This is a genomic window from Flavobacterium sp. Flavsp81, assembly GCF_059491325.1.
The window spans coordinates 4,852,248-4,878,335 of record NZ_CP168505.1; the positions used below are offsets into that span (position 1 = coordinate 4,852,248).

Genomic DNA, 26,088 nt, shown 5'->3' on the forward strand with positions numbered 1-26,088 from the left:
GAACCTGCTTTTTATATTATTTTAAAAATCATATAAAGCTAAAGACTTATGAAAATATATTTAATTCACATACTGTTGTTTTTGGGATTTTCATTATCTGCGCAGGAAAGAGATGATTTAAAACTTTGGTACAAAAGCAGTGCCGGTTCAGTTTGGGAAAATGCCCTGCCGATAGGAAATGGCTTTCAGGGAGCAATGGTATATGGTAATGTTGAGAAAGAAATTTTTCAGTTAAATGAAGCAACCGTCTGGAGTGGAAGCCCTAACAGAAATGATAATCCCAATGCAAAACAAGCCCTCGATGAAATTAGAAGACTTCTTTTCCAAAAAGAATATAAAAAAGCTGAAAAGTTAATTAATGAAAATATAATTACTAAAAAATCTCATGGGCAGATGTTTCAGCCCGTGGGAAATTTAGAATTGAGATTTTTAAATCAGCACGATTTTAAAGATTATTACCGTGAGCTGGATATTGAAAAAGCCGTTACAAAAACCTTTTATAAAATAGATGGTATTACCTATACACGCGAAGCGTTTATGTCTTTTCCTGATCGGGTTTTGGTTGTAAAACTTTCTGCCGATAAACCAGGGAAATTGTCATTTACAGCGGCTTTTACCTCGGAGCATAAAAAACAAGACATATCCGTTAACGACACTAATGAACTTTTACTCTCAGGCACTACAAGTGACCATGAAGGGATAGAAGGAAAGGTGAAATTTAACGCACTGGCAAAATTTAAAGTCAAGGGCGGCAGCATAAGTGCTGTAGGCAATTCAATAAAGATTGAAGGAGCAGATTCGGTTCTGATTTATGTTTCGATTGCCACAAATTTTATTAATTACAATGATATTAGCGGTAATGAAACGGAGCTTACAAAATTTTTTCTGGATAAGGCATTTGGTAAGGATTACGATACAATGAAGAAGGCTCATATTGCATATTATCAAAAGTATTTCAAAAGAGTTCAACTTGATCTGGGGACTACAGCAGCATCTAAATTACCAACGGATGAAAGACTGGCTAATTTCAGAACTGTTTCAAATCCATCTTTTGTTACTTTATATTATCAGTATGGGCGATATTTATTGATTTCGTCTTCACAGCCTGGCGGTCAGCCGGCAAATCTTCAGGGCATTTGGAATCATAGTATGTCACCTGCGTGGGATAGTAAATATACAATCAACATTAATACAGAAATGAATTATTGGCCTGCTGAGAAAACAAATTTATCAGAAATGCATCAGCCTCTTTTAAAAATGATTCAGGAATTAGCCCAGACAGGAAAAGAAACGGCACGTGTGATGTATGGTGCACGTGGGTGGATGGCCCATCATAATACAGATATCTGGAGAATTAACGGAGCTGTTGACGGAGCAGCCTGGGGAGTATGGAACGCCGGAGGTGGCTGGTTGAGTCAGCATCTATGGGAACATTATCTGTATACCGGTGACAAAAAATATCTTGAATCTGTATATGAAGTGTTAAAAGGAGCAGCTGATTTTTATGCTGATTTTTTAGTAAAAGATCCAACAAATGGATGGTTGGTTATAGCTCCCGGAAATTCCCCTGAAAATTCCCCTGCAGCACATCAGGGTTCAGCTATAACAGCTGGTTCTACGATGGACAATCAAATAGTTTTTGATGTATTTAGTTCGGTAATAAAAGCATCAGAAATATTAGGAAAAGATAAGCAGTATGCAGATAGTCTAAAAACATTAAGAGAAATGCTGCCTCCCATGCAGATTGGAAAATACAATCAGCTTCAGGAATGGCTCGATGATGTGGATGATCCTAAAGATAACCACCGACATATTTCACATTTATATGGGTTGTATCCTTCTAATCAAATTTCACCATACAGAACTCCTGAGCTTTTTGCAGCGGCTAGGAATACCTTATTGCAAAGGGGAGATATATCTACAGGATGGAGTATGGGATGGAAAGTGAACTGGTGGGCAAAAATGCAGGATGGAAACCACGCTTACACTTTAATTCAAAATCAACTGACTCCGCTTGGTGTAAATAAGGACGGAGGCGGGACCTACAATAATCTTTTTGATGCACATCCGCCATTTCAAATTGATGGAAATTTTGGGTGTACATCAGGAATAACTGAGATGTTAATGCAAAGTTCAGATGGGGCAATTCATTTGCTTCCTGCCCTCCCGGATGCCTTAAAAGAGTACGGTGAAATTTCAGGTTTAAAAGCACGCGGAGGCTTTGAAATTAAGGAGATGAAATGGAAACAGGGAAAATTAATAGCTGTCAGTATTCAGTCAAATCTGGGAGGAAACCTTAGATTGAGAACACCCAATGAGATTGCTTTAAACAGTAAGAATCTTAAAAAAGCTTCAGGAGATAATCCAAATGTTTTTTATCAGACAGAAGATATAAAAAAACCTGTTATGGCTGCGGGATCTAGTATAAAACCTTTGGATATTGCTTCAACTTATCTCTATGATATTTTGACTGTAAAGGGCAAGATTTATAACTTTTCTATTAAATAACTTAAAAAGCCATACATTAATTTCAATACTATAATCATGAAAATTAATTGTCTATATATCATAAGCTTATTATATTTTTTTAGTGTAAACGCGCAGCAATATCCTTTTAAGAATCCTTCTCTTAGTTCAACAGAACGTGCAAAAGATTTAATTTCAAGATTAACCCTTGAAGAAAAGGCAGTATTAATGTGTGATCAGAGTGATGCCATTCCGAGACTTGGAATTAAAAAATTTAATTGGTGGAGTGAAGCCTTACATGGCTATGCAAATAACGATAATGTTACTGTTTTTCCAGAGCCAATTGGTATGGCTGCTTCGTTTGACGATCAGTTAGTATACAATATTTTCAATGCTGTGTCAGATGAAGCCCGGGCAAAATATAATCAATGGATTCAAAACGGTAATGAGAATAAACGTTTTTTGAGCCTCTCAGTCTGGACTCCTAATGTTAATATTTTTAGAGATCCACGCTGGGGCCGTGGTCAGGAAACTTATGGAGAAGATCCATATCTTACTTCGAGAATGGGGGTTTCAGTGGTTAAGGGACTGCAAGGTCCTGCAGCTGCTAAATACCGTAAACTTTTGGCCTGCGCAAAACATTTTGCCGTTCATTCAGGACCGGAATGGAGCAGACACGAATTGAATTTAAATAATGTAAATCCACGGGAATTATATGAAACTTACCTGCCGGCCTTTAAATCATTAGTACAGGATGCCGACGTGCGTCAGGTAATGTGTGCCTATCAGCGTTTAGACGATGAACCTTGTTGCAGTAATACTCGTTTACTGCAGCGTATTCTTCGTGATGAGTGGGGATTTAAATATCTGGTGGTTTCGGATTGCGGAGCGGTTACTGATTTTTATACAACTCATAAAGTTTCGTCTGATGCAACGCATGCAGCATCAAAAGCCGTACTTGCAGGTACTGATGTTGAATGTGTGTGGGAAAAATATCCATTTAAAAATTTGCCGGAAGCGGTTGAGAAAGATTTAATAAAAGAAGCCGATATTGATAAAAGCCTGCTTCGCGTATTAGTTGGCCGTTTTGATTTAGGCGAAATGGATGATGACGCTATAGTGCCCTGGGCTCAAATTCCCGCATCTGTGCTTAATAGCAAAGAACATCAACAGTTAGCACTTGAAATGGCTCAAAAGTCAATGACACTTTTACAAAACAAAAACAACATTCTTCCTTTAAATAAAACGACAAGCAAAATCGCAGTTATAGGCCCGAATGCTGATAATGAACCGATGTTATGGGGGAATTATAACGGAACGCCAGTCAAAACAATTAGCATTAAGAGCGGAATAGAATCAAAAGTTGCAGCAAATAAAATAGTATATGATAAAGCCTGTGATTTAGTTGAAGACAAAGTAAATCAAACTTATTTTGACCAGATTTCATTTGAAGGAAAAAAAGGAATGAAAGCGACTTATTGGAACAATCCGAATAGAGAAGGGAAGAGCATAATATCCCGGCAGATTTTAAATCCTATAAAAATAACTACTGCCGGTCAGCACGAATTTGCTTCCGGAGTCAAACTAGAAGGGTTTTCGGCAAAATATGAAACAGAATTTTCAGCTAAAGCAAATGACACTCTTGTTTTTAAAACCGGAGCAACAGGAGCCTTTGAATTATTAGTTGACGGTAAATCCATAGCAAAATATACCAACTGGCGCACTGTTCCGGGGAATATTCCATTTCCGGTTGAAGCGGGTAAAAAATATAAAATCGAAATTCTTTACGCCCAGTCAAACAATTGGCAGGCAAATCTTGAATTCGATTTTGGAAAAGAGTTTGATATAGATTTCGGAGGATTAATTCAAAAATTAAAAGGTATCGATACCGTAATTTTTGTGGGAGGGCTTTCTACCTTGCTTGAAGGAGAAGAAATGCCCGTTTCTTATCCCGGTTTTAAAGGAGGAGACCGAACAAATATTGAACTTCCTGCTGTTCAGAGAAAGTGTCTGCAAGAGCTTAAAGCTGCAGGCAAAAAAGTAGTTTTTGTAAACTGCTCCGGATCTGCAATAGCTTTTACACCAGAAACAACAAGCTGCGATGCTATTTTACAGGCATGGTATCCAGGTGAATCCGGAGGTCAGGCTGTTGCTGATGTTCTTTTTGGGGACTATAATCCTGCAGGAAAACTGCCTGTCTCATTTTATAAAAATTCAGAGATATTAGGTGGCTTTGAAGATTATTCGATGAAAGGACGTACTTACAGATACACAACAGATGTTTTGTTCCCGTTTGGTTTTGGTTTAAGCTATTCTAAATTCAATATTGGTACAGCAAACCTGAGTAAGACAAAAATAAAACGGAATGAAAATACACAATTAAGCTTTCAAATAAAAAACATTAGTAAACGTGATGGAGCAGAGATTGTTCAGGTTTATGTTCGAAAAGTAAATGATATTGACGGTCCTTTAAAAACATTGAAAGGTTTTAAACGAATCAATTTAAAAGCAGGCGAAAGTCAAAATGTAACAATCGATTTACCGTCATCATCATTTGAATTTTATGATTCTAAGATTCGGGGAATGAATGTAACTTCTGGTGAATATGAGGTGTATTATGGTACAAGCTCAGAAGCTAAAGATTTAAAAATGAGTAAGGTATTCGTACAATAAATCAGAATTATTTTACTGCTATTTAATTTGCTAATCATTTATAATGTTAAAAAGAAAATGTTTTAGAATTATCGTTAGTTTATTTTTTATAACAAATAGTTTGTTTTCGCAAAATGCATTTGAAAACTATCAATTTCGGTTATTAAACAAAGAGACTTCAAAAAGCGGCATTTATACAATTACACAGGACCAATTTGGATTTATATGGATTGGAACAAATGGCGCAGGTTTGTATAAGTATGATGGGATAGATTATGTGGCTTATGAGCAAAACTCTGAGCAGACGAATTCTATTAACAGTAATCTGATTTATGTTGCTTACGTTGATACACACAACCGGTTGTGGGTGGGTACGGATGAGGGATTGTGCCTATATAATCGGAATTTAAATACTTTTGAAAGTATTGATATTCAGAAAAAAATTAGAAAAAAAACTGTAATTTCTGTAAAAAGTATCATTGAGGATAATAATGGGGATCTTTTTTTAGGAACGTTTAATAATGGTCTACTTAAGCTAAATGTTAAATCCAGGGAAATTATGGGTATTAAGCCAGATATCCCAAATGCAGCAAATTATCTTATCAACTGCTTAGCAAAAGATGAAAAAGGAACTATTTATTTAGGTACTAATTTTGGTTTAAAAGTTTTTGACCCTATAAAAAACGAGATCAAAAAAGTAAAAATTGAAAAAGACAATCAATTGCTCTCCGGAACAATTGTCTCTATGTTTTTTGACAGCAGCCAAAATTTGTGGATTGGAAATGGATATAATGGACTGGTAAAGGTAAATTTATATTCTAAAGTTAAACAGGCTGTATCGTATCCTATTACCAGAAAAAGAATTATGTCAATACTGGCAACAGATGTTAAAACAATTCTTTGTGCTACAGAAAATGATGGCTTAATCATTGTAAACGATCAGGGTGTTGTTCAAAAAAAATATGTAAACAGCAAATTCAATACTCGCAGTTTAAGCTCAAATTCTGTCTGGTCTTTATTTTTAGATAAAGAGCATAGAATTTGGCTGGGCTATTATAACAAAGGCTTAGGGGTTTTTGATAAGATAAACAGCAAGGTAAATATTATTGAAAGCCTGGCTGGAAATCCACAATCATTGCAAACCAACTGTGTTACCGGTATTGCCAAAGATAATGAAGGCCAGTTATGGATTTCTATGGAAGGCGGAGGGGTTGACGTTTACAATCCTAAAACAAAACAGTTTAAACATATTACCAGATTTGATACCAGTTTTTATTCTGGATTAACCAATGACAATATAACCAATGTATTTGTTGATAAAAAACAGAATATTTGGTTATCCAGTTGGAATGAAGGCGTTTTTGTTTTAAAAAAAGGAAGCAGAAATTTTATAAATTACAATACAAGGAATACTCCTAATTTGGCATCAGACAATATTATGAGTATTACTGAAGATTCCAGAGGTGTAATTTGGATAGGAACTTTTTCAAAAGGCCTGCATTATTATACTCCTTCAGATGGTGAGTTTCACCATTGTAATTCAAAAATATTTGACACCAACGGAGTATTGGATTCAGATATCAGAAAGGTGATGGCAGACTCAGATGATGCTATTTGGGTAGGTTCAACAACGGGTTTGTACAAGGTTACTACGAATGATTTTGTTACTTTTTCAGTGGTTTCTTTTCGCAATAAAATGTCTGAAAAGCTAAAAAATCATAAAAGTACCCATACTATTAATACTTTATATGAGGCTAAAAACAAAGAAATTTGGATTGGTACCGATGGTGCAGGTTTGTTCAGCTATAACAAAAAAACAGACACCCTTAAATGGTATATAAATTTCAAAGGGCTTCGTGAAAAATCAATTTCATCTATTGTAGAATCTAATGACGGGGGTATTTGGTTAAGCGGGAAGAAAGGAATTACAAAGCTTGATTTAAAAAACAAAACCACCGTAAATTATTCTATATATGACGGTTTGTTGGGAAATGATTTTAATAATAATTCAGTTCTCAAAGATGAAAACGGATTGCTGTATTTTGGAAGTTATGAAGGCCTGAACTACTTTAATCCTGCAAATTTAGTTAAAAGTAAAAAACAGCTTTCAATTTACTTTACGGATCTAAAACTTTTTAATAAATCAGTAGGGCCGCTTGAAAAAAACTCACCATTGATAAAAGTAATATCCCAAACAAAAAAAATAATTCTTAAGCATGATCAGTCAGTATTTACCATTGATTTTATTGCCGTTAATTATTCCTTTCCTGCCAGAAATGAATTTGCTTATTATTTAGAAGGCTTTGAGGATTCCTGGAATTATGTGGGCAGTAAGCGCTCGGCAACTTATACTAATTTAGCGCCTGGTAACTATGTTTTTAAGGTAAAGGCAGCCGAAAGAAATGGAGTTTGGAGTCAAAAGCCACTAGAATTAAAAATTGAAATTCTACCACCCTGGTGGAAAACATGGTTTGCCTATTTATTCTATTCTTTATTGCTGTTAGCAGCCATCTATTTTGCCAATCAATATTATCAAAACCGTTTTAAACAAAAACAAATGATAGAATTTGAAAAAACAAAAGCCATTCAAATTGAAAAATTAAATAATAAAAAATTACAATTCTTTACTAATATCTCGCATGAATTTAGAACACCACTGACTTTAATTTTAAATCCATTAGGAGATATTATCAGGAATTACAGTTCAGATTTACCTGGTGCTGTATTGAATAAATTGCAGACAATTCAAAAAAGTTCAGACAGACTTTCAAGATTAATCAATGAGTTAATGGATTTTAACCAATTGCAGTTTAATAAAATGACCCTGCAGTTGCAACTAATTGAAGTAGTTAGTTTTGCAAAAGAAATTGTAAGTTATTTTGACGAGGAAGCATCAAGTCGTGGAATCCAATTACAGTTTGAATCTAATAAAACAGCTTTAAAAGATTGGATTGACCCAAAAATGTTTGAGAAAATTATTTTCAATTTAATTTCAAATGCTTTTAAAGTTACTCCCGATAATGGCAAAATAATGGTAAAAATAAAGATTAACGAAGAGTTAATTCATTTTCCCCTGATAAGTTCAGGTAGTGCTCATCCTTCTTTTGAGGTTATTGTCGAAGATACGGGTTCGGGATTAGACAAAAAAGATATTAAGCGAATTTTTGACCGGTTCTATCAGGTAAATAACTTAAATAAAGCCTATTATGGAAGTACAGGAATAGGATTAGAAGTGGTTCGTGGATTTGTAGAATTACATAAAGGAATAATCGAAGTACAAAGTGAATTGGGAGCGGGCACGACTTTTAAATTACTATTTCCTGTTGGAAAGGAATTTTTTAATGAAAGCGAAGTACTGCTGGAAGAATTTAAAACGAAGAAAAAAATAAGTTATACGCCAATAACTGAAAAGGAAGAAATTCAATCACAGGAAGATGAGGAAAAACACGATCGGATTTATACTATTTTGATTGTGGAAGACAATGTGGAACTGCGAAATTATTTAAAAAACGAACTTAAAAAAGACTATAAAGTTATAGTAGCAGAGAACGGTAAGGTTGGTTTGGAATTAGCTGTTCAGAAATTACCTGATTTGATTTTAACAGATGTCATTATGCCGGTAATGAACGGTTTAGAGTTGTGTAAAAATATTAAAGCAGATTTAAAAACGAGTCACATTCCGTTAATGATGTTATCTGCAAAGGCATTAGTGAAGGACAGGTTAGAAGGTATCGATTCGGGTGCGGATATGTATTTGAGCAAACCTTTTGATATGGATATCTTAAGATCCAGTTTGGTACAATTGATTAACAGCAGGCAGATTATGTTCAATAAATTCTACAACGGAATTACGCCAAAAGCAAAAGAAAAAACAACCACTTTAGATAATGAATTTATAAAAAATGTTCTGGATTACATTAATAAAAATATTAGTGAAACTGATTTAAGTGTGGAGGATTTGGCTTCAAAGGTATTTTTAAGCAGAAGCCAATTGTATCGAAAAATTAAAACACTAACCGGTGTATCGGTAAATGAATTTATACGGAATGTCCGTTTAGAAAGAGCTAAAGAATTAATAGCGTTGGGTAATGATAATATGACTGAAATTAGTTTTAAAGCTGGTTTCAGCTCTCCTTCATATTTTACAAAATGTTACAAAGATAAATACGGTTACCTGCCTACCCATAATAAGAAACAATAGCTTTTTCTTAAGCGCTAATTAAGACGGTTTATACCGTCTTTTTTTTTTCCAATAGACTATTTCGGAGAATTTGAATTGTAAAATAACATTATTGTTTTTAGTTATTAAAAACCCGCAATTAATTTAAGGAATGTTTTGGTTTTTGATAATTATCAAATATTCATAAATAGTTTATTTTTTTTACTTCCAAAATTAAATGAGTGCTATTATTAGCAATACATTATTTACTTTTTTTTCATTAAAATTATGTAAAATGCTGATTAACTGGCTTTTTTAAACTTCCATGCGACAATTTTGATAGTTTTTGCATCATTTTTAATATGCAAATTTATGTTAACATTATATTTTTGAGTTGATCAATATTAAATGAATCCGGCAATAATTAGTAAACAATGTGAAACAATTTATCGCTGAAACTAAATTCATAATCAATAAAAAAAATTACAACTATATCTCTAAAACCAAACAAAAAACCAATTAATATGATGTTAAAATTAAAATTTGCAATAATCGCATTGCTAATAATTAGCAATCAAAATATGATGGCACAATCAAAGACCATACAGGGTGTGGTTACCGATCCCTCAGGAGTTCCTTTGCCTGGTGCCAGCATTAATGTACAAGGTTCAAAAAATAGTGCATCAACTGATTTTGATGGCAATTACTCTTTAAAAGGAGTAAATGCTACGGACAAAATAACATATTCTTATGTAGGCTTAGTTTCACAAACGATTACTGTTGGAGGACAAACCGTAATTAATGTTAAGTTAATAGAATCCCCGCAAGTATTAAACGAAGTTGTAGTTGCCTATGGTACTCAAAAGAGAACTAAGGTGACGGGAGCAATTTCAACAGTAAATGCAAAAGACATTACGGCAGTACCTATTACTAATGCAGAGTCCGCTTTACAAGGCAGGGCAGCAGGTGTTACTGTTGTCAATGGTGCCCCTGGTTCCAGTCCCACAGTTACTATTCGTGGTTTAGCTACAATGAATAATAGTGCTCCTTTATATGTAATTGATGGTGTTTTAGTAGGTAACTTATCAGGGTTAAGCCCTAATGATATTGAATCCATGTCGGTTTTAAAAGATGCCTCAACAACTGCATTATATGGTTCAAAAGCTTTTAACGGGGTAATTATGGTAACTACAAAAAAGGGTAAAAAAGGTCCCGGCCAAATAACTTTTAGCTCTTACGTAGGTTCTCAAACCGTTACTAAAAGATATGATGTTTTAAATACACAACAATATCTTAAATATGCTAAAGATTTAGGAAGTGATTTGACTGCAAGGGCAGCTGAATTTGGCAATATAAATACCAATTGGCAAGACCAGATTTTTCAGAGTGGTTTGATGCAGGATTATAACGTGAGCTTCTCAAATGGTACAGACAATGCTACAAGTCGTTATTCTGCAGGGTATTTGAAACAAGAAGGATCAATTATTGGTACAGGTTTCGAACGTTATTCTTTCAGAGCTAATAATACACAAAACGTTGGGAAGTTAACGATTGGAAGCAATATTGGAGTATCTTTTAGTACAACTAATCCGGAGCGCAGTGCAGGAGGCAGAACATTATTGGAGCATGCTATTAAAATGGCCCCTTATTTACCTGTTTATAATGCAAATAACCTGGCTGGATATCAAGGTCCATCAGCTGCTGATGGACAAGATGCAGAGAACCCTGTACGTGTAGCAAATCATGGATATCAAAAAATTAATGGATTGTCTATAATAGGAAACATCTATGCTGAATTAGAAATCTACAAGGGCTTAAAATACAGATCACAAGTTGCCTTAGATTATTATACCAGCAGAGATCATACATTTGTTCCCAGCTTCCGTGATGGTACAGCGCATTTTCAGGATTATTCGTCTACTGCAGAAATAAATTCTCAAGGTCAAACCATTGTATTTGATAATAGTTTAACATACAAAACCACTATTGCTGATAAACATAATTTAGAAGTAGTAGGAGTTATAACTAAAATTGAGAATAAGAGCCGGAATGTTACAGCTGGCAGCCGCAATTTAATTTCTGATGAAATTGATCAGTTGAGTCTTCAGAACGCTAATTTAAGTTCTAATAATTTTGAGACTAATAATTTAGGTTATGTAGCTCGTATTAATTATGATTACAATGATAAATACCTATTTGCTGTTTCAGGGCGCAGAGACGGTTCTTCCCGATTTGGAGCTAATAAACGTTTTGGTAATTTCTACTCTATTGCTTTAGGGTGGAATATTGCAAAGGAAAGTTTTATGGCTAATTCTATTTTTAGTACTCTGAAACTTAGAGCTACTACAGGAACAACAGGTAATGACAAAATAGACGATTATAGATATAGTTCGAGTTTAGCAACAAATTATACTTACCCATTTAATGGACAAGCAGGAATAGGTACTACTTCTGGCAGTGTTCCAAATCCAAATTTGCAATGGGAGTCTAAAAAAGATAGAAACATAGGTTTGGATTTTGGTTTATTTGACGAAAAATTCACTGGATCTATAGAATATTTTAACAATAAAAGCAGTGATATTCTTTTTGCAGTACCACTTGCCGCTTCTACTGGTTCTCCGGGAGGAACTCAAATACAAAATATTGCCGATATAAAAGTAAGCGGATATGAAATAACATTGGGTTACAATGACAGAAAAGGTGATTTTACCTGGTCTGCCGTAGCGAATTTAGGTACCAGCAAAAATGAAGTAACAGATTTAGCACCAGGTGTAACCAGCGTGCTGGGCGGGCCATCAGGAAGAGCTGGTTTAGAGAGCTTCTCGAGATTGGAAGTGGGTCAGCCATTATTCTATTTTTGGGGTTATGAAACCAATGGAATATATCAAAACCAAGCTGAAGTAGATGCTGTTTTTGGTCCGGGCCAAACTATTATTCAACCAGGTGATATCAGATATGTAGACCAAAATGGGGATAAAGTAATTAACAGTAATGATAAAATAAATATCGGAAATCCATACCCGGATTTTACATACGGTTTAAACCTTACAGCAGCATATAAAAATTTCGATTTTAACTGTTTTATAACAGGTGTTCATGGGAATGATATTTTTAACGCGAATAAATTTGATTTAACAGCTATGCAGCGTTTGTTCAACTCAGGTGCAGAAGTTCAGGACAGAGCCATTGTTACAGGTGGAGTTGTTACTAATCCATCAGCTACATTACCGAGAGCACGCGGTGCGGAGCAAAACTGGAATTCAGCCAGTCAGCGATATGTTGAAGATGGTTCTTTCACAAGATTAAAAAATATTACTATAGGATATACATTATCCGGAGACACATTCGAGAAGTATTTTTCACGTGTAAGATTCTATGTAAGCGGGCAAAATCTTATCACTATTACAGATTATTCCGGTTTAGATCCTGAAATCGCGCGCGTAGATACGAATGCAAATTCTGCCGGAATTGATATAGGAAGATATCCACAGCCAAAATCAGTAATTTTTGGTCTTGAAGTTACATTTTAATATATAAAAAGATGATGAGAAAAATAAAATATATAGTTGTAGTATTGTCAGGAATTTGTGTAATAAATTCATGTGACACTAAGGATTTAGAATTAACTAATCCAAATGCGTTGTCCCCGGAAACTTTCTTCAAAACAAAAAATCAGGTAGAATCTTCTGTAAATGCAGCCTATGCAAACCTGCAAACCAGAGGACTGTATGCAAGGCATCTTTTCTTTGCATTGGACAATATGTCTCAGGAAAATAAAGGAAATCCACAATTAGAAGGTAACAAAACACCTTTCCTTAATTTTTCTTTTGATGCAAGCAGTGACATTATTCAGTATTATTGGGAAGCTTGTTTTTTAGGGATATCCAAAGCAAATTTTGTATTGGATAATGAAGAAAAAATTCAGGCTTTACCAGAGACAATTCTAACACAAGAGGAAAAAAATAAATATTTAGGAGAAGCCCATTTTTTAAGAGCCTATTATTATTTTCTGTTGGTGCCCCGTTTTGGTGATTTACCAATTTATACCACACAAACTATCGTTGGTGCTGCCAGAAGTCCTAAAGAAGAAGTTTACAAATTAATTGAAGCTGATTTTGGTTTTGCCTCAAAAAACCTATTTAGTAAAAGTACAAACGTAACTCTGAAACAAAATATAGGAAGAGCAACTAAAGAGGCAGCCTATGCTTATTTAGGAAAAGCACTATTGTATCAGAAAAAATATGATGAGGCTTTAGCTGCTTTTAATAATGTTACAGGATTTAGTTTAGAGCCTAATTTCTACAATAACTTCATGGATGAAACAGAGCATGGTCCGGAATCAATTTTTGAAATCGAATATGATGAAAAATTAGGAGTAGGAGATAAATGGGGTAGTGATACTGCTGGAGACGGTGTTGCAGAATCAACACTTAGAGGCCAGGAATATGGTAACCTGGGATGGTATAATGTATATCCGTCAGATGATATATTAGATGAGTATGAGCCTGGTGACAAGCGTTTTGGCGATACTTTTTATGTACCGGGATCAAAATATAATAATGGGGCCAATACAATGACTGCTGATAATTTTAAGTCCTCAGAAGGTCTTAGAAGAGCAGGCTGGAAAAAATATCAAAACTATTATAAACGTACAGATGAAAATCTGGACTCCAGTATCAACTTCAAGGTTATGCGTTATTCAGATGTATTGCTTATGAAGGCAGAATGCGAAAACCAAAGAGCAGGAGGTTCACAGACAGCCGCTATTGCGTATATCAAAGAAGTTAGGGACAGAGCAGGTTTATTAACTGCTATTGCTCCAACAAAAGAGGCTGTTTTCGCAGCGATTATTCACGAACGCAAAGTGGAATTAGCTGGTGAACAAGTTCGTTTTGATGATATAATAAGATGGGGTATCGCTGCTACTGAATTGGCAGGAACTGGTTTTAAAGCTGGTAAAAGTGAGTTATGGCCAATACCAAACAGAGAAACATCTTCAAATCCGAATATAAAACCAAGTGATAATAATCCTGGTTACTAAATTATAGAAGTTAAGTTTAGGTTGAGTTAGTTAAGTTAGTAGTTTGACAAACAGCGCATGTTAATATGCGCTGTTTATTATATTTTTTTAAACAATAAGCTTTAATGTACTTATATCAATTCGGATACTCTTTTTACTTTAATTTCAAGTGAACAAGCACAAATTAACTCAGGAATCTTGTCCAACAGGATTATTTTCAATTGTGTTTGATAATGCATTGTATGCTTAAATTCATGGTTGCAGGACTATAATTTCTAATAAATATGTTTCAATATTAAATAAAGTTTTTAGTAACAAAGGCCAAATTTTATTCAGTATGAAAAGAATTGCTTCACTTTTTTTAATCGTAACATTGTTTTACAATGTTTTAGGATTTTATATCATGTTTGCTGAACAACAAGAGCAAGTGTGGGTGAATGCTATGGAGAAAACTGAAAATCAAAATTTTGAAATTATTGAAGTTAAAATTACCCCGTATGCCTATGTTGTTGATTCTGGCATTGAAGATGCCAATGAAGATGTCATAATCAAAAACAAAACCTATCATGTTTTTAAGAAAAGAATTATAAACAATGTTTTAAAATTATATTGCCTCAAAAACTCTCATGAAGACGTTTTGAGTAAAGATCTAAAAACAATTGTTGATAGTCAATTATTTGATACGAATTCAAATAAGGAAAATCCAGGTAAAAAAATAATAAAATTCTTCATTCAGGATTACATTCAGGGTAACACAATAAATTTAATACCTGCTTCAGTAAAATTAGTTTCTCCTGTTACTTTAAATTCATACCCTCCACAAAAAAACCTTCTTTCGGTATATTTTACTACCAATGATCCCCCTCCTGATATGGTTTAGCGTTTCCCTGATGTTAAAATGTAAATAACACCTGATTACAGGAATTAAACCTTTAGTTTTTAATTAAGGGATAAATCTGCTTATTTACAATTTTAGCATAACATCAATTAATCCTAATTGATAAGAAAGCTATTCAAAAACCATATAAAGATAACCAAGATGAAAATTTATAAATTTTTGTTTAATGCATTATTGTTTAGTGCTTTAAGCGTAAATACGTTTGCCCAGATTAAGGAGAACAAGAATCAAATTACAGAACCAACAGGCAAAAATAACATTGCCTATAAGTGGAGCGAAATAGCCATTCTTGCAACTGCCAATGATACGGACAGATTTAGGCCAAGACCAACCGTTACATCCCGGCTTTTAGGATTAACTTTTGTAGCCATTTTTGATGCCTGGAGCCGTTATGATAAAAAAGCGACTCCGGTATATCTAAAAGATGTTAAAAGAAGACCTAATAAAGACCAAAACTTAAAAAATAAAGAAATTGCAATAAGTTATGCTGCTTACGGAGCACTTTGTGAATATTTTTATAGTGATAAAGAGCTGTTTTCTTCTTATATGAAAGAATTGGGCCTTGACCCGACAAATAAATCCCTGGACCCTAAAACTCCTGAAGGAATAGGCAATTTGGCGGCCAAAGCAGTAATTGAAGCACGAAGAGGAGATGGATCTAACCAATATGCAGAGGAAGAGGGTTCAAATGGAAAAGCATTTTTTGATTATACCAATTATAAGCCTGTTAATACAGTAGATCAATTGAATGATATTAACCGTTGGCAGCCTAAATATTTTTCTGATGGAAAAGGCGGGAAATTCGCCCCTGGCTGTTTAACTCCTTTTTGGAACAAAGTGAAACCTGTTGGATTAAAATCAGGTGATCAGTTCCGTTCTGTTCCTCCACCATTATTTGGTTCAGAAAAACTCAAAAAAGAAGTTGATGAAGTGATCGCTCTGCAAGCCAAATTAACTGATGAGGACAAAGCATTGGTTGAGTTTATGAGAGACGGACCAAAATCAGTTCAGCAAGCCGGGCACTGGTTAAAATTTGCTCAGGATATCTCCAGAAGGGACAATCATACCTTAGATCAGGATGTTAAAATGTATTTTTTAAACCAGATAACAGCAATGGATTGTTTTATTGCCTGTTGGGATACCAAAATGTTTTATGATTCATCAAGACCAAATGCGTTAGTACATTACTATTATGCTGATAAACCGATTAGTGCCTGGGGAGGCCCGGGAAAAGGAACTATCGCGATACAGGGACAAGACTGGAGACCTTTTTCTCCGGATACCTTTTTATGCCCGCCTTTTCCAAGTTATGTTTCAGGTCACAGTACAATAAGCGGGGGTTGTGCAGAAGCTTTACGATTATGGACAGGCAGCGATGAGTTTGGTCAATCTGTAGAATTGGTAGCTGGAGCTATGACAGAGCGTGATAATCTAGGAAAAAAAGTGGTTCTGAAATTCAACACACTAACTGAAACAGCAAATATGGCCGGAATTTCCAGAGTGATGGGAGGTTATCATATTCAGTCAGATAATATTCAGGGATTAAAACTGGGCAGAGATGTGGCACATGAAGAATGGAAGTTTTATAATATGCATATAGGAAATAAAACTATGGAGACAGTAGCAGAGAATTGAATAAGATTCACAACAAAGTAGCCCAATCTGTAAATGCTTTAATTATGAAAATTAAACAATTAACGTCGCTATTTATAGTCCTTATTCTAACGCAGTCCTGCGATTATTTTTCCAATCCAAATGATAAGATGGTTAAGATTTTGGAAGCCAGAAAAAAAATGTATGATGTGAAAGATAATGCATTTGCGTCAAAAACTGAAGTGGCTTATTATGACTCCATAATCAAGAGCTCTGATGAAGGTTTTTTCAAATTATCCAATGAGTTAAATAAAGGAAATGCATTATTAAAACTGGGAAAAGAAGCGGAAGCTGTGGCTATTATGGAAAGTACCATCAACAGAATGAAAAAGCTGGATGGGAGAAACAATCCAAAATCACTGCAATCTTTAGGCATTGCGTACATGAGACTCGGGGAAAAACAAAATTGTGTGAATTACCATAATCCTGAGTCGTGTATTATGCCCATACAAAAAAATGGGATTCATACGATTCGACAAGGATCTCAGAAAGCAATTGCCGTTTATAAAAAATTATTAGCAATAAACCCTGATGATTATGAATCACGATGGCTGCTTAATATAGCATATATGACACTTGGTGGTTATCCGTCAGAAGTTCCGAAACAATGGCTGATACCCAATCTGAACAAAGATTCAGGATATAGTATAAAACCTTTTCTGGACGTTGCCGCAAACACAGGCATAAAGGGCAGAAATATGTCAGGAGGAGTTATTGTTGATGATTTCAATAACGATAACTATCTGGATATTGTAACTTCTGACTGGAGTCTGGGTGGAGCGATGCACTATTATCAAAATGATAAAAATGGGAAATACCTGGACTATTCCAAAAAATCAAATTTAGGCCGTTTTAAAGGGGGATTAAGTATGATACAAGCGGATTATGACAATGATGGGGATACCGATATTTTGGTTTTAAGAGGCGCCTGGATGCGTAAATACGGAAGACAGCCGAACTCATTGTTACGAAATAATGACGATGGCACTTTTACGGATGTAACCATTAAAAGCGGATTATATTCTGAGTTTCCTACTCAGGCAGGAACGTGGAATGATTTTAATAATGACGGCTATCTGGACATATTTATAGGCAACGAATCATCAGATGAATCATATCCTTCAGAATTGTATCTGAACAATCAGGACGGAACATTTACTAATGTTGCCAAAGCCGCAAAATGTGATATTGTCGCATATATAAAAGGGGCAACATCAGCTGATTATGATAATGATGGCGATATTGATTTGTTTCTCTCGGGAATGAATAAAAGAAAAATATTATTAAAAAATACAGGACTCAAAAATGGTATTCCACAATTTATTGATGTTACAGATCAGGCAGGTCTGGCAGGTATTAATGTAATGACCTTTCCAACCTGGTTTTGGGATTACGATAACGATGGCTGGCAGGATATTTTTGTTTGCGGTTATCAATTTAATGGCTCTATTGCCGGCGAAATTGCCATGGAAGCGCTGAATATTCCAAATGAAAGCAGTAAAATGTATTTGTACCATAATAATCATGACGGTACTTTTTCAGATGTTTCTAAAGCAGCAGGACTAAGTAAAACCGTATTTGCAATGGGTTCCAATTTTGGAGATATAGATAATGACGGTTTTCTTGATATGTACCTCGGAACTGGAAATCCCGATTATAAATCACTGTCACCAAATCGATTATTCAGAAATATGGGCAACGGAAAATTTGCTGATGTCACGGTTTCCGGCCGGGTAGGAAATTTGCAAAAAGGCCATGGTGTAGCTATTAATGATCTGGATAACGATGGTGACAACGATATTTTTATAGAAGTCGGTGGTGCTTATCTAGGAGATGCTTTCAGTAATTCTTTATACTTGAATCCCGGACAAAACAACAACCGCTGGATAAAATTACAGCTAGAAGGAACAAACAGCAATCGTTCTGCCATTGGAGCCAAAGTAAAAGTTACTTTCAAAGAAAATGGAGTTTCCAGATCGGTGTACAGAATCTTAAATTCAGGTGGCAGCTTTGGTGCGTCGGCTTTAAGAATGGAAATCGGAATTGGACAGGCAACAATCATTGATCAAATCGAAATTACCTGGCCAAAAAATCAAAAGAAAAAAGTCTTTAAAAATATACAGCCCAATCAATACATTAAAATTATTGAAGGGGAAAATAACTTCTCCCAAATAGACCTAAAAAAAATCCATTTTTCAACTGCCGGAGCACATTCTCCTCTTTGTATTTGAAAAATTTAATTTATTAGAAGCATAAACATGAAAAATATAAAAATAAAAGCAGTTTTTTTTAGCTTGGCAGGTTTATTATTAGTGGTCAGCTGTTCGACTAAAGAATCAGACGAAAAAATTTTTGCAACTTTAGACCGTTCCGATACAGGAATTGATTTCAGCAACAATCTGAAAGAAAATGATTCATTGAATTACTTTACCTATAATTATATTTATTTGGGTGGAGGAGTGGCTACAGGAGACATTAATAATGATGGCCTTGTCGATATTTTCTTTACAGGAAACCAGGTATCAAATAAATTGTATCTAAACAAAGGAAATCTAAAATTTGAAGATTTTACCAAAAAAGCAGGTGTGGGTGGTGATTCGCGATGGTATACCGGAGTTGCAATGGCCGATGTAAACGGTGATGGTTTTCTCGATATTTATTGTAGCGTTGGAGGTAAATTCGGACCTAAAAACAATGAATTGTATATCAACAATCGCAACGGAACCTTTACAGAAAAAGCCAAAGAATATGGCATTGATGATGTTGGAAACAGTGTTCAGGGAACCTTTTTTGACTACGATAAAGACGGTGATTTAGACTTATTTGTGGCCAATTATCCGCCTACAAAATTCAGTTCGGCTACAGGTGATTATGTACAAATGATGCTTCATGTCAAAGACAACGAATCAGGGCATTTATATCGAAACGATGGTAACCATTTTGCCAATGTGACCGAACAAGCCGGCGTAAAAAATTACGGATTGTCCTTAAGTGCCACAATTGGCGATTTAAACAACGACAGCTGGCCTGATATATATGTTTCTAACGACTTCAATACACCTGATTTTATGTACATCAACAATCAGGATGGTACTTTTAAGGAGGTGGTAAAAGAGGCCATGGCACATAATTCTTTTTACGGAATGGGCGTAGATGTTTCCGATTTTAACAACGATGGAAATCTGGATATTTTTCAGGTTGATATGGACGCCAAAGACAATCGTCGTAAAAAAGCAAACATGTCCAGTATGAATCCAAAACTTTTTTGGGATGTAGTTAATGCTGGTTTTAACTATCAATACATGCACAATTGCATGCAGTTGAATACAGGAGTTAATGAAAATGGCATTCCGCATTTTGGCAATGTATCCCGCATTACAGGAACTTCTTCTACAGATTGGAGCTGGGGACCTTTATTCGCCGATTTTGATAATGACGGGAACAAAGATTTGTTTGTAACGAATGGAACCCGCAGAGAAATTAATAATAATGACTTCTTCCATAGTTTAGAAGCGCTTAATCTGCAGCCAAAAGATTTGCTAAAAAAATCACAGGAAATCCCTTCGGAGAAAATTGACAATTTTATGTTTCAAAACAAAGGAAATTTAAACTTTGAACAAGCCAATAAAAAATGGGGAATTGAATTTAAAGGATTTTCAAATGGTGTAGCTTACGCCGATTTGGATAACGATGGCGATTTAGATTTGGTCGTAAATAATATTGATGATTACGCTTCAGTTTTCGAAAACTCGAGTTCCAAAATCAATAATTACATCAAAGTAAATTTCAAAGGAAATACCAAAAATACTTTTGGTTTAGGAAACCGTGTTTATATAAAAACGAAAAAAGGAACGCAGATGCAGGAGCTTACGTTAACCAGAGGATTTCAATCATCAGTGGCTCCCGAATTGCATTTTGGTGTGGGTAAAGACAAAACGATTGATGAGGTAAAAGTGGTCTGGACAAATGGTAAGGTTCAAAAATTAGCTAATGTTAAGGTAAATCAAACTTTAATCTTTAAAGAACAGGATGCCAAAGAAGAAATAGCAATAAAAACAACTCCAAAAAGCCATTTGTTTGCAACTGAAACTACAATTTTTCCGTCTTTCAAACACGAAGAAAATCAATACAATGATTTTAAAGATCAGGTTTTACTGCCTCATAAAATGTCGACTTTTGGCCCTGCCATTGCGGTTGGTGATCTAAATAAAGACGGTTTGGAGGATTATTTTATTGGAGGTTCTGCCACTTACTCCGGAAAAATATTCATGCAGAATGCGACTGGTTTTGCAGAAAAGAAAATTCAGGCACTCGAAGACGACAAAGCCAGTGAGGATACAGGAGCATTAATTTTTGATGCTGACAATGACGGCGATAATGATTTGTATGTAGTGAGCGGCGGTTACGAATTTTTGGTTAATGACCCGAAATTGCAAGACAGATTGTACCTGAACAACGGAAAAGGCGATTTTGCCAAAGCCCCAAAAGGAGTTCTGCCAACTATGCTGGCAAGCGGTTCTAAAGTATATCTTATTGATTATGATAAAGATGGAAAACAAGATCTTTTGGTTTTAGGAAGACAGGTTCCGGGACAATATCCGTCACCGGCAACGACTTATTTACTGCATAATATAAGTTCACCGACACAGCCCAAATTTGAAGTTTCTAAAAAATCACCTAAAGAATTTACCAATTTAGGAATGGCAACAAGTGCTGTAATTACGGATTTTAATAAGGACAAATTAGCCGATATTATTGTGGTGGGAGAATGGATGCCGATCCGTATTTTCCAGAATACAACAGCGGGTTTCAAAGAAGTGACCAAAAGTATGGGACTTAACGACGATACGACCGGTTGGTGGTGGAGTATTCAGCAGGGAGATTTTGACCATGATGGCGATATGGATTATATCGTAGGAAACAATGGACTGAACTACAAATATAAAGCAACTCCAAACGAAACTTTTGATATTTATGTAAAAGATTTTGACAATAATAAGCATAAAGACATTGTCCTGAGTTACTACAATGATGGTAAGCAATATCCCGTACGTGGCCGTGGATGCTCGTCTCAGCAGATTCCAAATATCAAGAAGAAATTCAAAGATTACGAGAGTTTTTCAGAAGCTACTTTAGTTGATGTTTACACAGAAAAATCGCTTAAAGAAGCCTTGCACTATAAAGTAAAATCATTTGCCAGCATTTATTTGGAAAATAAAAAGGGCAAATTTATTATTCACGAACTTCCGGTTGAAGCACAGCTTACCTGCATCAATCAGATTATGGTTGATGATTATGATAAAGATGGCAAACTCGATGTTTTGATAACTGGAAATATGTACAACTCCGAAGTAGAAACTCCAAGAAACGATGCCGGTCACGGATTGTTTTTAAAAGGAGATGGCAAAGGAAAATTCAAAACAATTTCAGCAATTGAAAGCGGATTTTTTACTCCGGGGGATGTTAAAAACATGGAGAAAATTAAGGTAAAAGGTAAAACCTATTTATTGGTCACAAAGAATAATTCGTTTTTGCAAAGCGTAAGAATCAATTAAACAAATAATCATGAAAAAAACATTTCCATTATATACTCTTTACATCTTTACAGCCTTTGTTTTAATCACTTTTCAAACCCAAAAAAGTAACGCTCAGGGTTGTGTTGCCGTTCGTCAAATGGGTGGGCTTTATATGAATTCTGCCAGTTCTTATAATTTAGGAAAAGGCGAATTTCAGGTCGGGACAAATTACCGCTACTTTCATTCCTGGAGGCATTTTGTTGGAAAAGAAGAACAACTGGAACGCCAGACTACAGGTGGTGGGCATGACGAAAAAGGAGATGAAAGAGGGAACGCCGTAAATATTTATTCACATGCATTAGATTTTAACTTTTCATACGGAATAACCAATAGAATCCAGGTCAACGCCACTTTGCCTTATGTACACAACGAGCGTTCTCAGGTTCTAAGACAAGCAACGCCTGTAAAAGATACCCTTCGATACAGTGTTTATGCACAAGGTTTTGCAGATGCCAGATTAAGTGTGAATTACTGGTTTTTTGATCCAAAAACGGCTCATAAAGGTAATATAATGCTGGGGTTGGGATTAAAATTAAACACAGGAAGCCATGATAAAATGGATGACGCACCACAAACCGATGGAACAACAAAAAGGGTGATAATGGATCAGGCTATACAACCGGGTGATGGGGGAGTCGGGGTTTCGGTAGAGGCACAAGTATTCAGACAATTAACCGGACGCTTGTACGGATTTGCAAATGGCTATTATTTATTCAATCCAAAGGAATCCAATGGCACATTTAAATCGTCTCCAAAAGCAGGTTTGGAAGGCTACGAAATTTATGCCTGTCCGGACCAGTATTTTGCAAGGGCAGGATTATCTGCAGCCGTAGATAAAAAAGAAAATTTTAATGTTTCGTTAGCCGGGAGAATTGAAGGCATACCTGCATATGATGCTTTTGGAGGACAAATAGCTTATCGCCGTCCCGGATATGTTATCGCTGTAGAATATGGGTTTTCTTATCATATTGGGAAACATAATTTTAGTCTTTTTATTCCTTATAATATCGTAAAAAACCGTATTCAGAGCGCTGCTGATATCGCCAGTCAGAATTTGCAAAATTCGGTTATCACTGATCCGGCCAAATATGTTCATGTACAGGGAGATGCCGCTTTTGCAGATTATTCTCTTAATTTAGGATATTCTTACCGATTTAGTTTAGACAGAAAAATGAAAGTAACAATGCTTTAATAAATATCAGAATTGCAGTTGATATTGGTAAATAAACTTAATCTAAATCTTGAATAACCTGTACGTTAATCTGCTTCATGTCTTATATAAAATGCTCGATTTGTATGAACTTCTTATAGTTTAATCCTCTATTTTTGAAAGTTGTTAATGTATTTTGTTTTTTCATTGACCAATCAAAATCAAATTATTTAATTTAACCAAAAGGTTCCTAAATATATAAAAAAAATGAGATTACGATTTATAGCTGCTGTTTTGATTTCAATATTTTTCCAAAGTTCTTTTTCGCAAACGAATCCTGCGACTGAAAAAAGAATTCAACAGTTAATAAAAAAAATGACTTTGAAAGAAAAAGCCGGCATGCTGCATGGTAACTCTAAATTTTACACTTCGGCAATACAACGGCTTGGAATTCCGGAATGGGCTTTATCTGACGGTCCGCACGGTGTCAGGGCAGAAATGAACCGTCACAACTGGAAATATACAGGACAAACCAATGACTCTTCTACTTGTTTCCCTCCGGGAACGGCTATGGCTGCAAGCTGGAACCTGGAACTTGCTAAACAGCGAGGTGTCGTTTTAGGCGAAGAAGCACGTTTTCGTAAAAAAGACGTCCTGCTTGGACCGGGAATCAATATTATTCGTTCACCACTTTGCGGACGAAATTTTGAGTATTTGAGTGAAGATCCGTTTCTTATTTCGCAACTTTCAATAAACTACATTGAGGCACTACAAACCAAAGACGTTGCGGCTTGTGTGAAACATTTTATAGCCAATAATCAGGAAGAAAATCGTTTTGTGATTGATGTAAATATGAGCGAACGGGCTCTGCGTGAAATTTATTTACCCGGTTTTAAATCTGCAATTGTAGATGCCAGAGCATTGGGAGTTATGGGGGCATATAATAAATTCCGAGGTGAATATTGTACCGAAAATAATTATTTGGGAAGGACGATTCTGAGAGATGAATTTAATTTCAAAGGCGTTTATATGTCAGATTGGGATGCTGTTCATAGTACAGAGAAAGCAGCTTTGGCCGGTTTAGACCTGGAAATGGGAACTGAAAAAGATAATTATGACGATTGGTATTTTGCAGATCCTTTGATTAAAGCCGTAAAAGAAGGACGTATAAAAGAAAGTGTAGTAAACGAAAAAGTGGCAAACATTCTGAGGGTCATGATTAAAACGAAAGTTTTAGACCCCCAAACACGTGAGGCTGGTTCTTTAAATACCAAAGAGCATCAGCAGGCAGCTTATCGTTCTGCTGTAGAAGCAATTGTTTTACTGAAAAACGAAACGAATATTCTGCCGCTAAATATGAGTACCTTAAAATCTGTTGCTGTTATTGGTGATAATGCGACCCGTACACATTGCGGTGGCGGATTTAGTTCAGAAATAAAAGCTCTATATGAGGTGACGCCACTTAAGGCAATAACGGAGAAGTATGGAAAGACGATGCAAATAAATTTTGCACAGGGCTATGAAAAACAATCTTATATCGCAGAAAGAAGCAGCAAAGGCCAATTAAATACTGATAAGGTAGATTGGAAATTAATCGATGAGGCGGTAGCTCAGGCCAAAAAATCTGATGTGGCAATTGTTTTTGCAGGCTTAAACCATGATTTCGATTCAGAATCATTTGACAGACTGCACATGCGTTTACCGTACGGACAGGAAACTTTAATTCAGGAAGTAGCCAAAGCAAATCCGAAAACCATAGTGGTAATTATTGCAGGTTCTCCGCTTGAACTGGCGGGAATTGAATCGCGCGTGCCTGCGGTAGTGTGGGGCTGGTATGGTGGAATGGAAGCAGGTAACGCTGTGGTTGATGTGTTGAGCGGGAAAGAATTTCCTTCCGGAAAATTGCCATTTACCATTCCGGTTACTTTAAGCCAATCGCCGGCGCATGCTTTGGGAGTATATCCCGGCCATGATTTGAAAGTAAACTATGATGAAGATATTTTAGTAGGCTACCGTTGGTTTGACACCAAAGAAATTAACCCTCAGTATCCTTTTGGTTACGGGCTGTCTTATACTTCTTTCGAAATTTCGAATGTTACTTCTGATAAAAAAAACTATGATGTAAATGATGAAATAACAATAAAATTTAATATCAAAAATACAGGAAAAGTGGATGGTGCAGAGGTAGTTCAATTGTATGCTGGCCAAACAGTTTCGTCTGTTTTAAGGCCTAAAAAGGAATTAAAAGCATTTGATAAAATATTCCTTAAACCACAAGAACAAAAAACGGTAGATTTAAAAGTAAAAATAAAGGATTTGGCTTTTTATGATGAAAAAAACTCTGGATGGAAAATAGAGCCCGGTGAATTTATGCTCTATATTGGTACATCCTCCAGAAATATTGTGAGTACCCTAAGGGTTACGGTACAATAAATTAGTTTTCAAAAAAAATCAAATTAGATTCAATACCATTTTGCAGTAATATGGTTCGCTTCTGGTGAACTATATTACTAT

At 35.4% G+C, this 26,088-nt stretch carries 11 protein-coding genes; all 11 read left to right on the forward strand.

Annotated features, from left to right (window positions below):
* Nucleotides 1-48: 48 nt before the first annotated feature.
* The 11 genes from ACEN92_RS20125 to ACEN92_RS20175 all read left to right on the forward strand — a co-directional run bounded on the left by ACEN92_RS20125 (nucleotide 49) and on the right by ACEN92_RS20175 (nucleotide 26,007).
* A complete protein-coding gene (locus ACEN92_RS20125; RefSeq protein ID WP_495640107.1) occupies nucleotides 49-2,508 on the forward strand; it encodes a glycoside hydrolase family 95 protein in 2,460 nt (819 codons plus the stop codon).
* A gap of 36 nt (nucleotides 2,509-2,544) precedes the next feature.
* Nucleotides 2,545-5,139, forward strand: coding sequence for a xylan 1,4-beta-xylosidase (gene xyl3A / locus ACEN92_RS20130; RefSeq protein WP_495640108.1), 2,595 nt, complete (start codon nucleotides 2,545-2,547; stop codon nucleotides 5,137-5,139).
* 43 nt (nucleotides 5,140-5,182) lie between these two features.
* On the forward strand, nucleotides 5,183-9,319 hold the full coding sequence (locus ACEN92_RS20135; protein WP_495640109.1) for a hybrid sensor histidine kinase/response regulator transcription factor: 4,137 nt from the start codon (nucleotides 5,183-5,185) through the stop codon (nucleotides 9,317-9,319).
* 482 nt (nucleotides 9,320-9,801) lie between these two features.
* Nucleotides 9,802-12,807: a SusC/RagA family TonB-linked outer membrane protein gene (locus ACEN92_RS20140; protein ID WP_495640110.1), complete on the forward strand. Its 3,006-nt coding sequence runs from the start codon at nucleotides 9,802-9,804 to the stop codon at nucleotides 12,805-12,807.
* Nucleotides 12,808-12,818: 11 nt separating this feature from the next.
* Nucleotides 12,819-14,318: a RagB/SusD family nutrient uptake outer membrane protein gene (locus ACEN92_RS20145; protein WP_495640111.1), complete on the forward strand. Its 1,500-nt coding sequence runs from the start codon at nucleotides 12,819-12,821 to the stop codon at nucleotides 14,316-14,318.
* A 316-nt stretch (nucleotides 14,319-14,634) separates the two neighbouring features.
* Nucleotides 14,635-15,177 (forward strand): hypothetical protein, encoded by a 543-nt coding sequence (locus tag ACEN92_RS20150; protein ID WP_495640112.1) that lies wholly within the window; start codon nucleotides 14,635-14,637, stop codon nucleotides 15,175-15,177.
* Nucleotides 15,178-15,336: 159 nt separating this feature from the next.
* Complete coding sequence (locus ACEN92_RS20155) at nucleotides 15,337-16,830, forward strand: vanadium-dependent haloperoxidase (RefSeq protein WP_495640113.1); 1,494 nt, start codon at nucleotides 15,337-15,339, stop codon at nucleotides 16,828-16,830.
* A gap of 44 nt (nucleotides 16,831-16,874) precedes the next feature.
* Nucleotides 16,875-19,079 carry a CRTAC1 family protein gene (locus ACEN92_RS20160; protein WP_495640114.1) on the forward strand — a complete coding sequence of 735 codons (2,205 nt, stop codon included), beginning with the start codon at nucleotides 16,875-16,877 and terminating at the stop codon, nucleotides 19,077-19,079.
* A 27-nt stretch (nucleotides 19,080-19,106) separates the two neighbouring features.
* Nucleotides 19,107-22,403, forward strand: a complete 3,297-nt coding sequence (locus ACEN92_RS20165) for a VCBS repeat-containing protein (RefSeq protein WP_495640115.1) — start codon at nucleotides 19,107-19,109, stop codon at nucleotides 22,401-22,403.
* 10 nt (nucleotides 22,404-22,413) lie between these two features.
* Nucleotides 22,414-23,616: a hypothetical protein gene (locus ACEN92_RS20170; protein ID WP_495640116.1), complete on the forward strand. Its 1,203-nt coding sequence runs from the start codon at nucleotides 22,414-22,416 to the stop codon at nucleotides 23,614-23,616.
* Between the two features lie 225 nt (nucleotides 23,617-23,841).
* Nucleotides 23,842-26,007, forward strand: a complete 2,166-nt coding sequence (locus tag ACEN92_RS20175; RefSeq protein WP_495640117.1) for a beta-glucosidase — start codon at nucleotides 23,842-23,844, stop codon at nucleotides 26,005-26,007.
* Nucleotides 26,008-26,088: the final 81 nt, after the last annotated feature.

What these genes read in the sequence shown, in the direction of transcription:
- ACEN92_RS20150 (WP_495640112.1), top strand. Translation starts at nt 14,635, where the DNA reads ATGAAAAGAATTGCTTCACTTTTTTTAATCGTAACATTGTTTTACAAT.
- ACEN92_RS20135 (WP_495640109.1), top strand. Translation starts at nt 5,183, where the DNA reads ATGTTAAAAAGAAAATGTTTTAGAATTATCGTTAGTTTATTTTTTATA.
- ACEN92_RS20175 (WP_495640117.1), top strand. Translation starts at nt 23,842, where the DNA reads ATGAGATTACGATTTATAGCTGCTGTTTTGATTTCAATATTTTTCCAA.
- ACEN92_RS20170 (WP_495640116.1), top strand. Translation starts at nt 22,414, where the DNA reads ATGAAAAAAACATTTCCATTATATACTCTTTACATCTTTACAGCCTTT.
- ACEN92_RS20125 (WP_495640107.1), top strand. Translation starts at nt 49, where the DNA reads ATGAAAATATATTTAATTCACATACTGTTGTTTTTGGGATTTTCATTA.
- ACEN92_RS20145 (WP_495640111.1), top strand. Translation starts at nt 12,819, where the DNA reads ATGATGAGAAAAATAAAATATATAGTTGTAGTATTGTCAGGAATTTGT.
- ACEN92_RS20155 (WP_495640113.1), top strand. Translation starts at nt 15,337, where the DNA reads ATGAAAATTTATAAATTTTTGTTTAATGCATTATTGTTTAGTGCTTTA.
- ACEN92_RS20165 (WP_495640115.1), top strand. Translation starts at nt 19,107, where the DNA reads ATGAAAAATATAAAAATAAAAGCAGTTTTTTTTAGCTTGGCAGGTTTA.
- ACEN92_RS20160 (WP_495640114.1), top strand. Translation starts at nt 16,875, where the DNA reads ATGAAAATTAAACAATTAACGTCGCTATTTATAGTCCTTATTCTAACG.
- ACEN92_RS20140 (WP_495640110.1), top strand. Translation starts at nt 9,802, where the DNA reads ATGATGTTAAAATTAAAATTTGCAATAATCGCATTGCTAATAATTAGC.
- xyl3A (WP_495640108.1), top strand. Translation starts at nt 2,545, where the DNA reads ATGAAAATTAATTGTCTATATATCATAAGCTTATTATATTTTTTTAGT.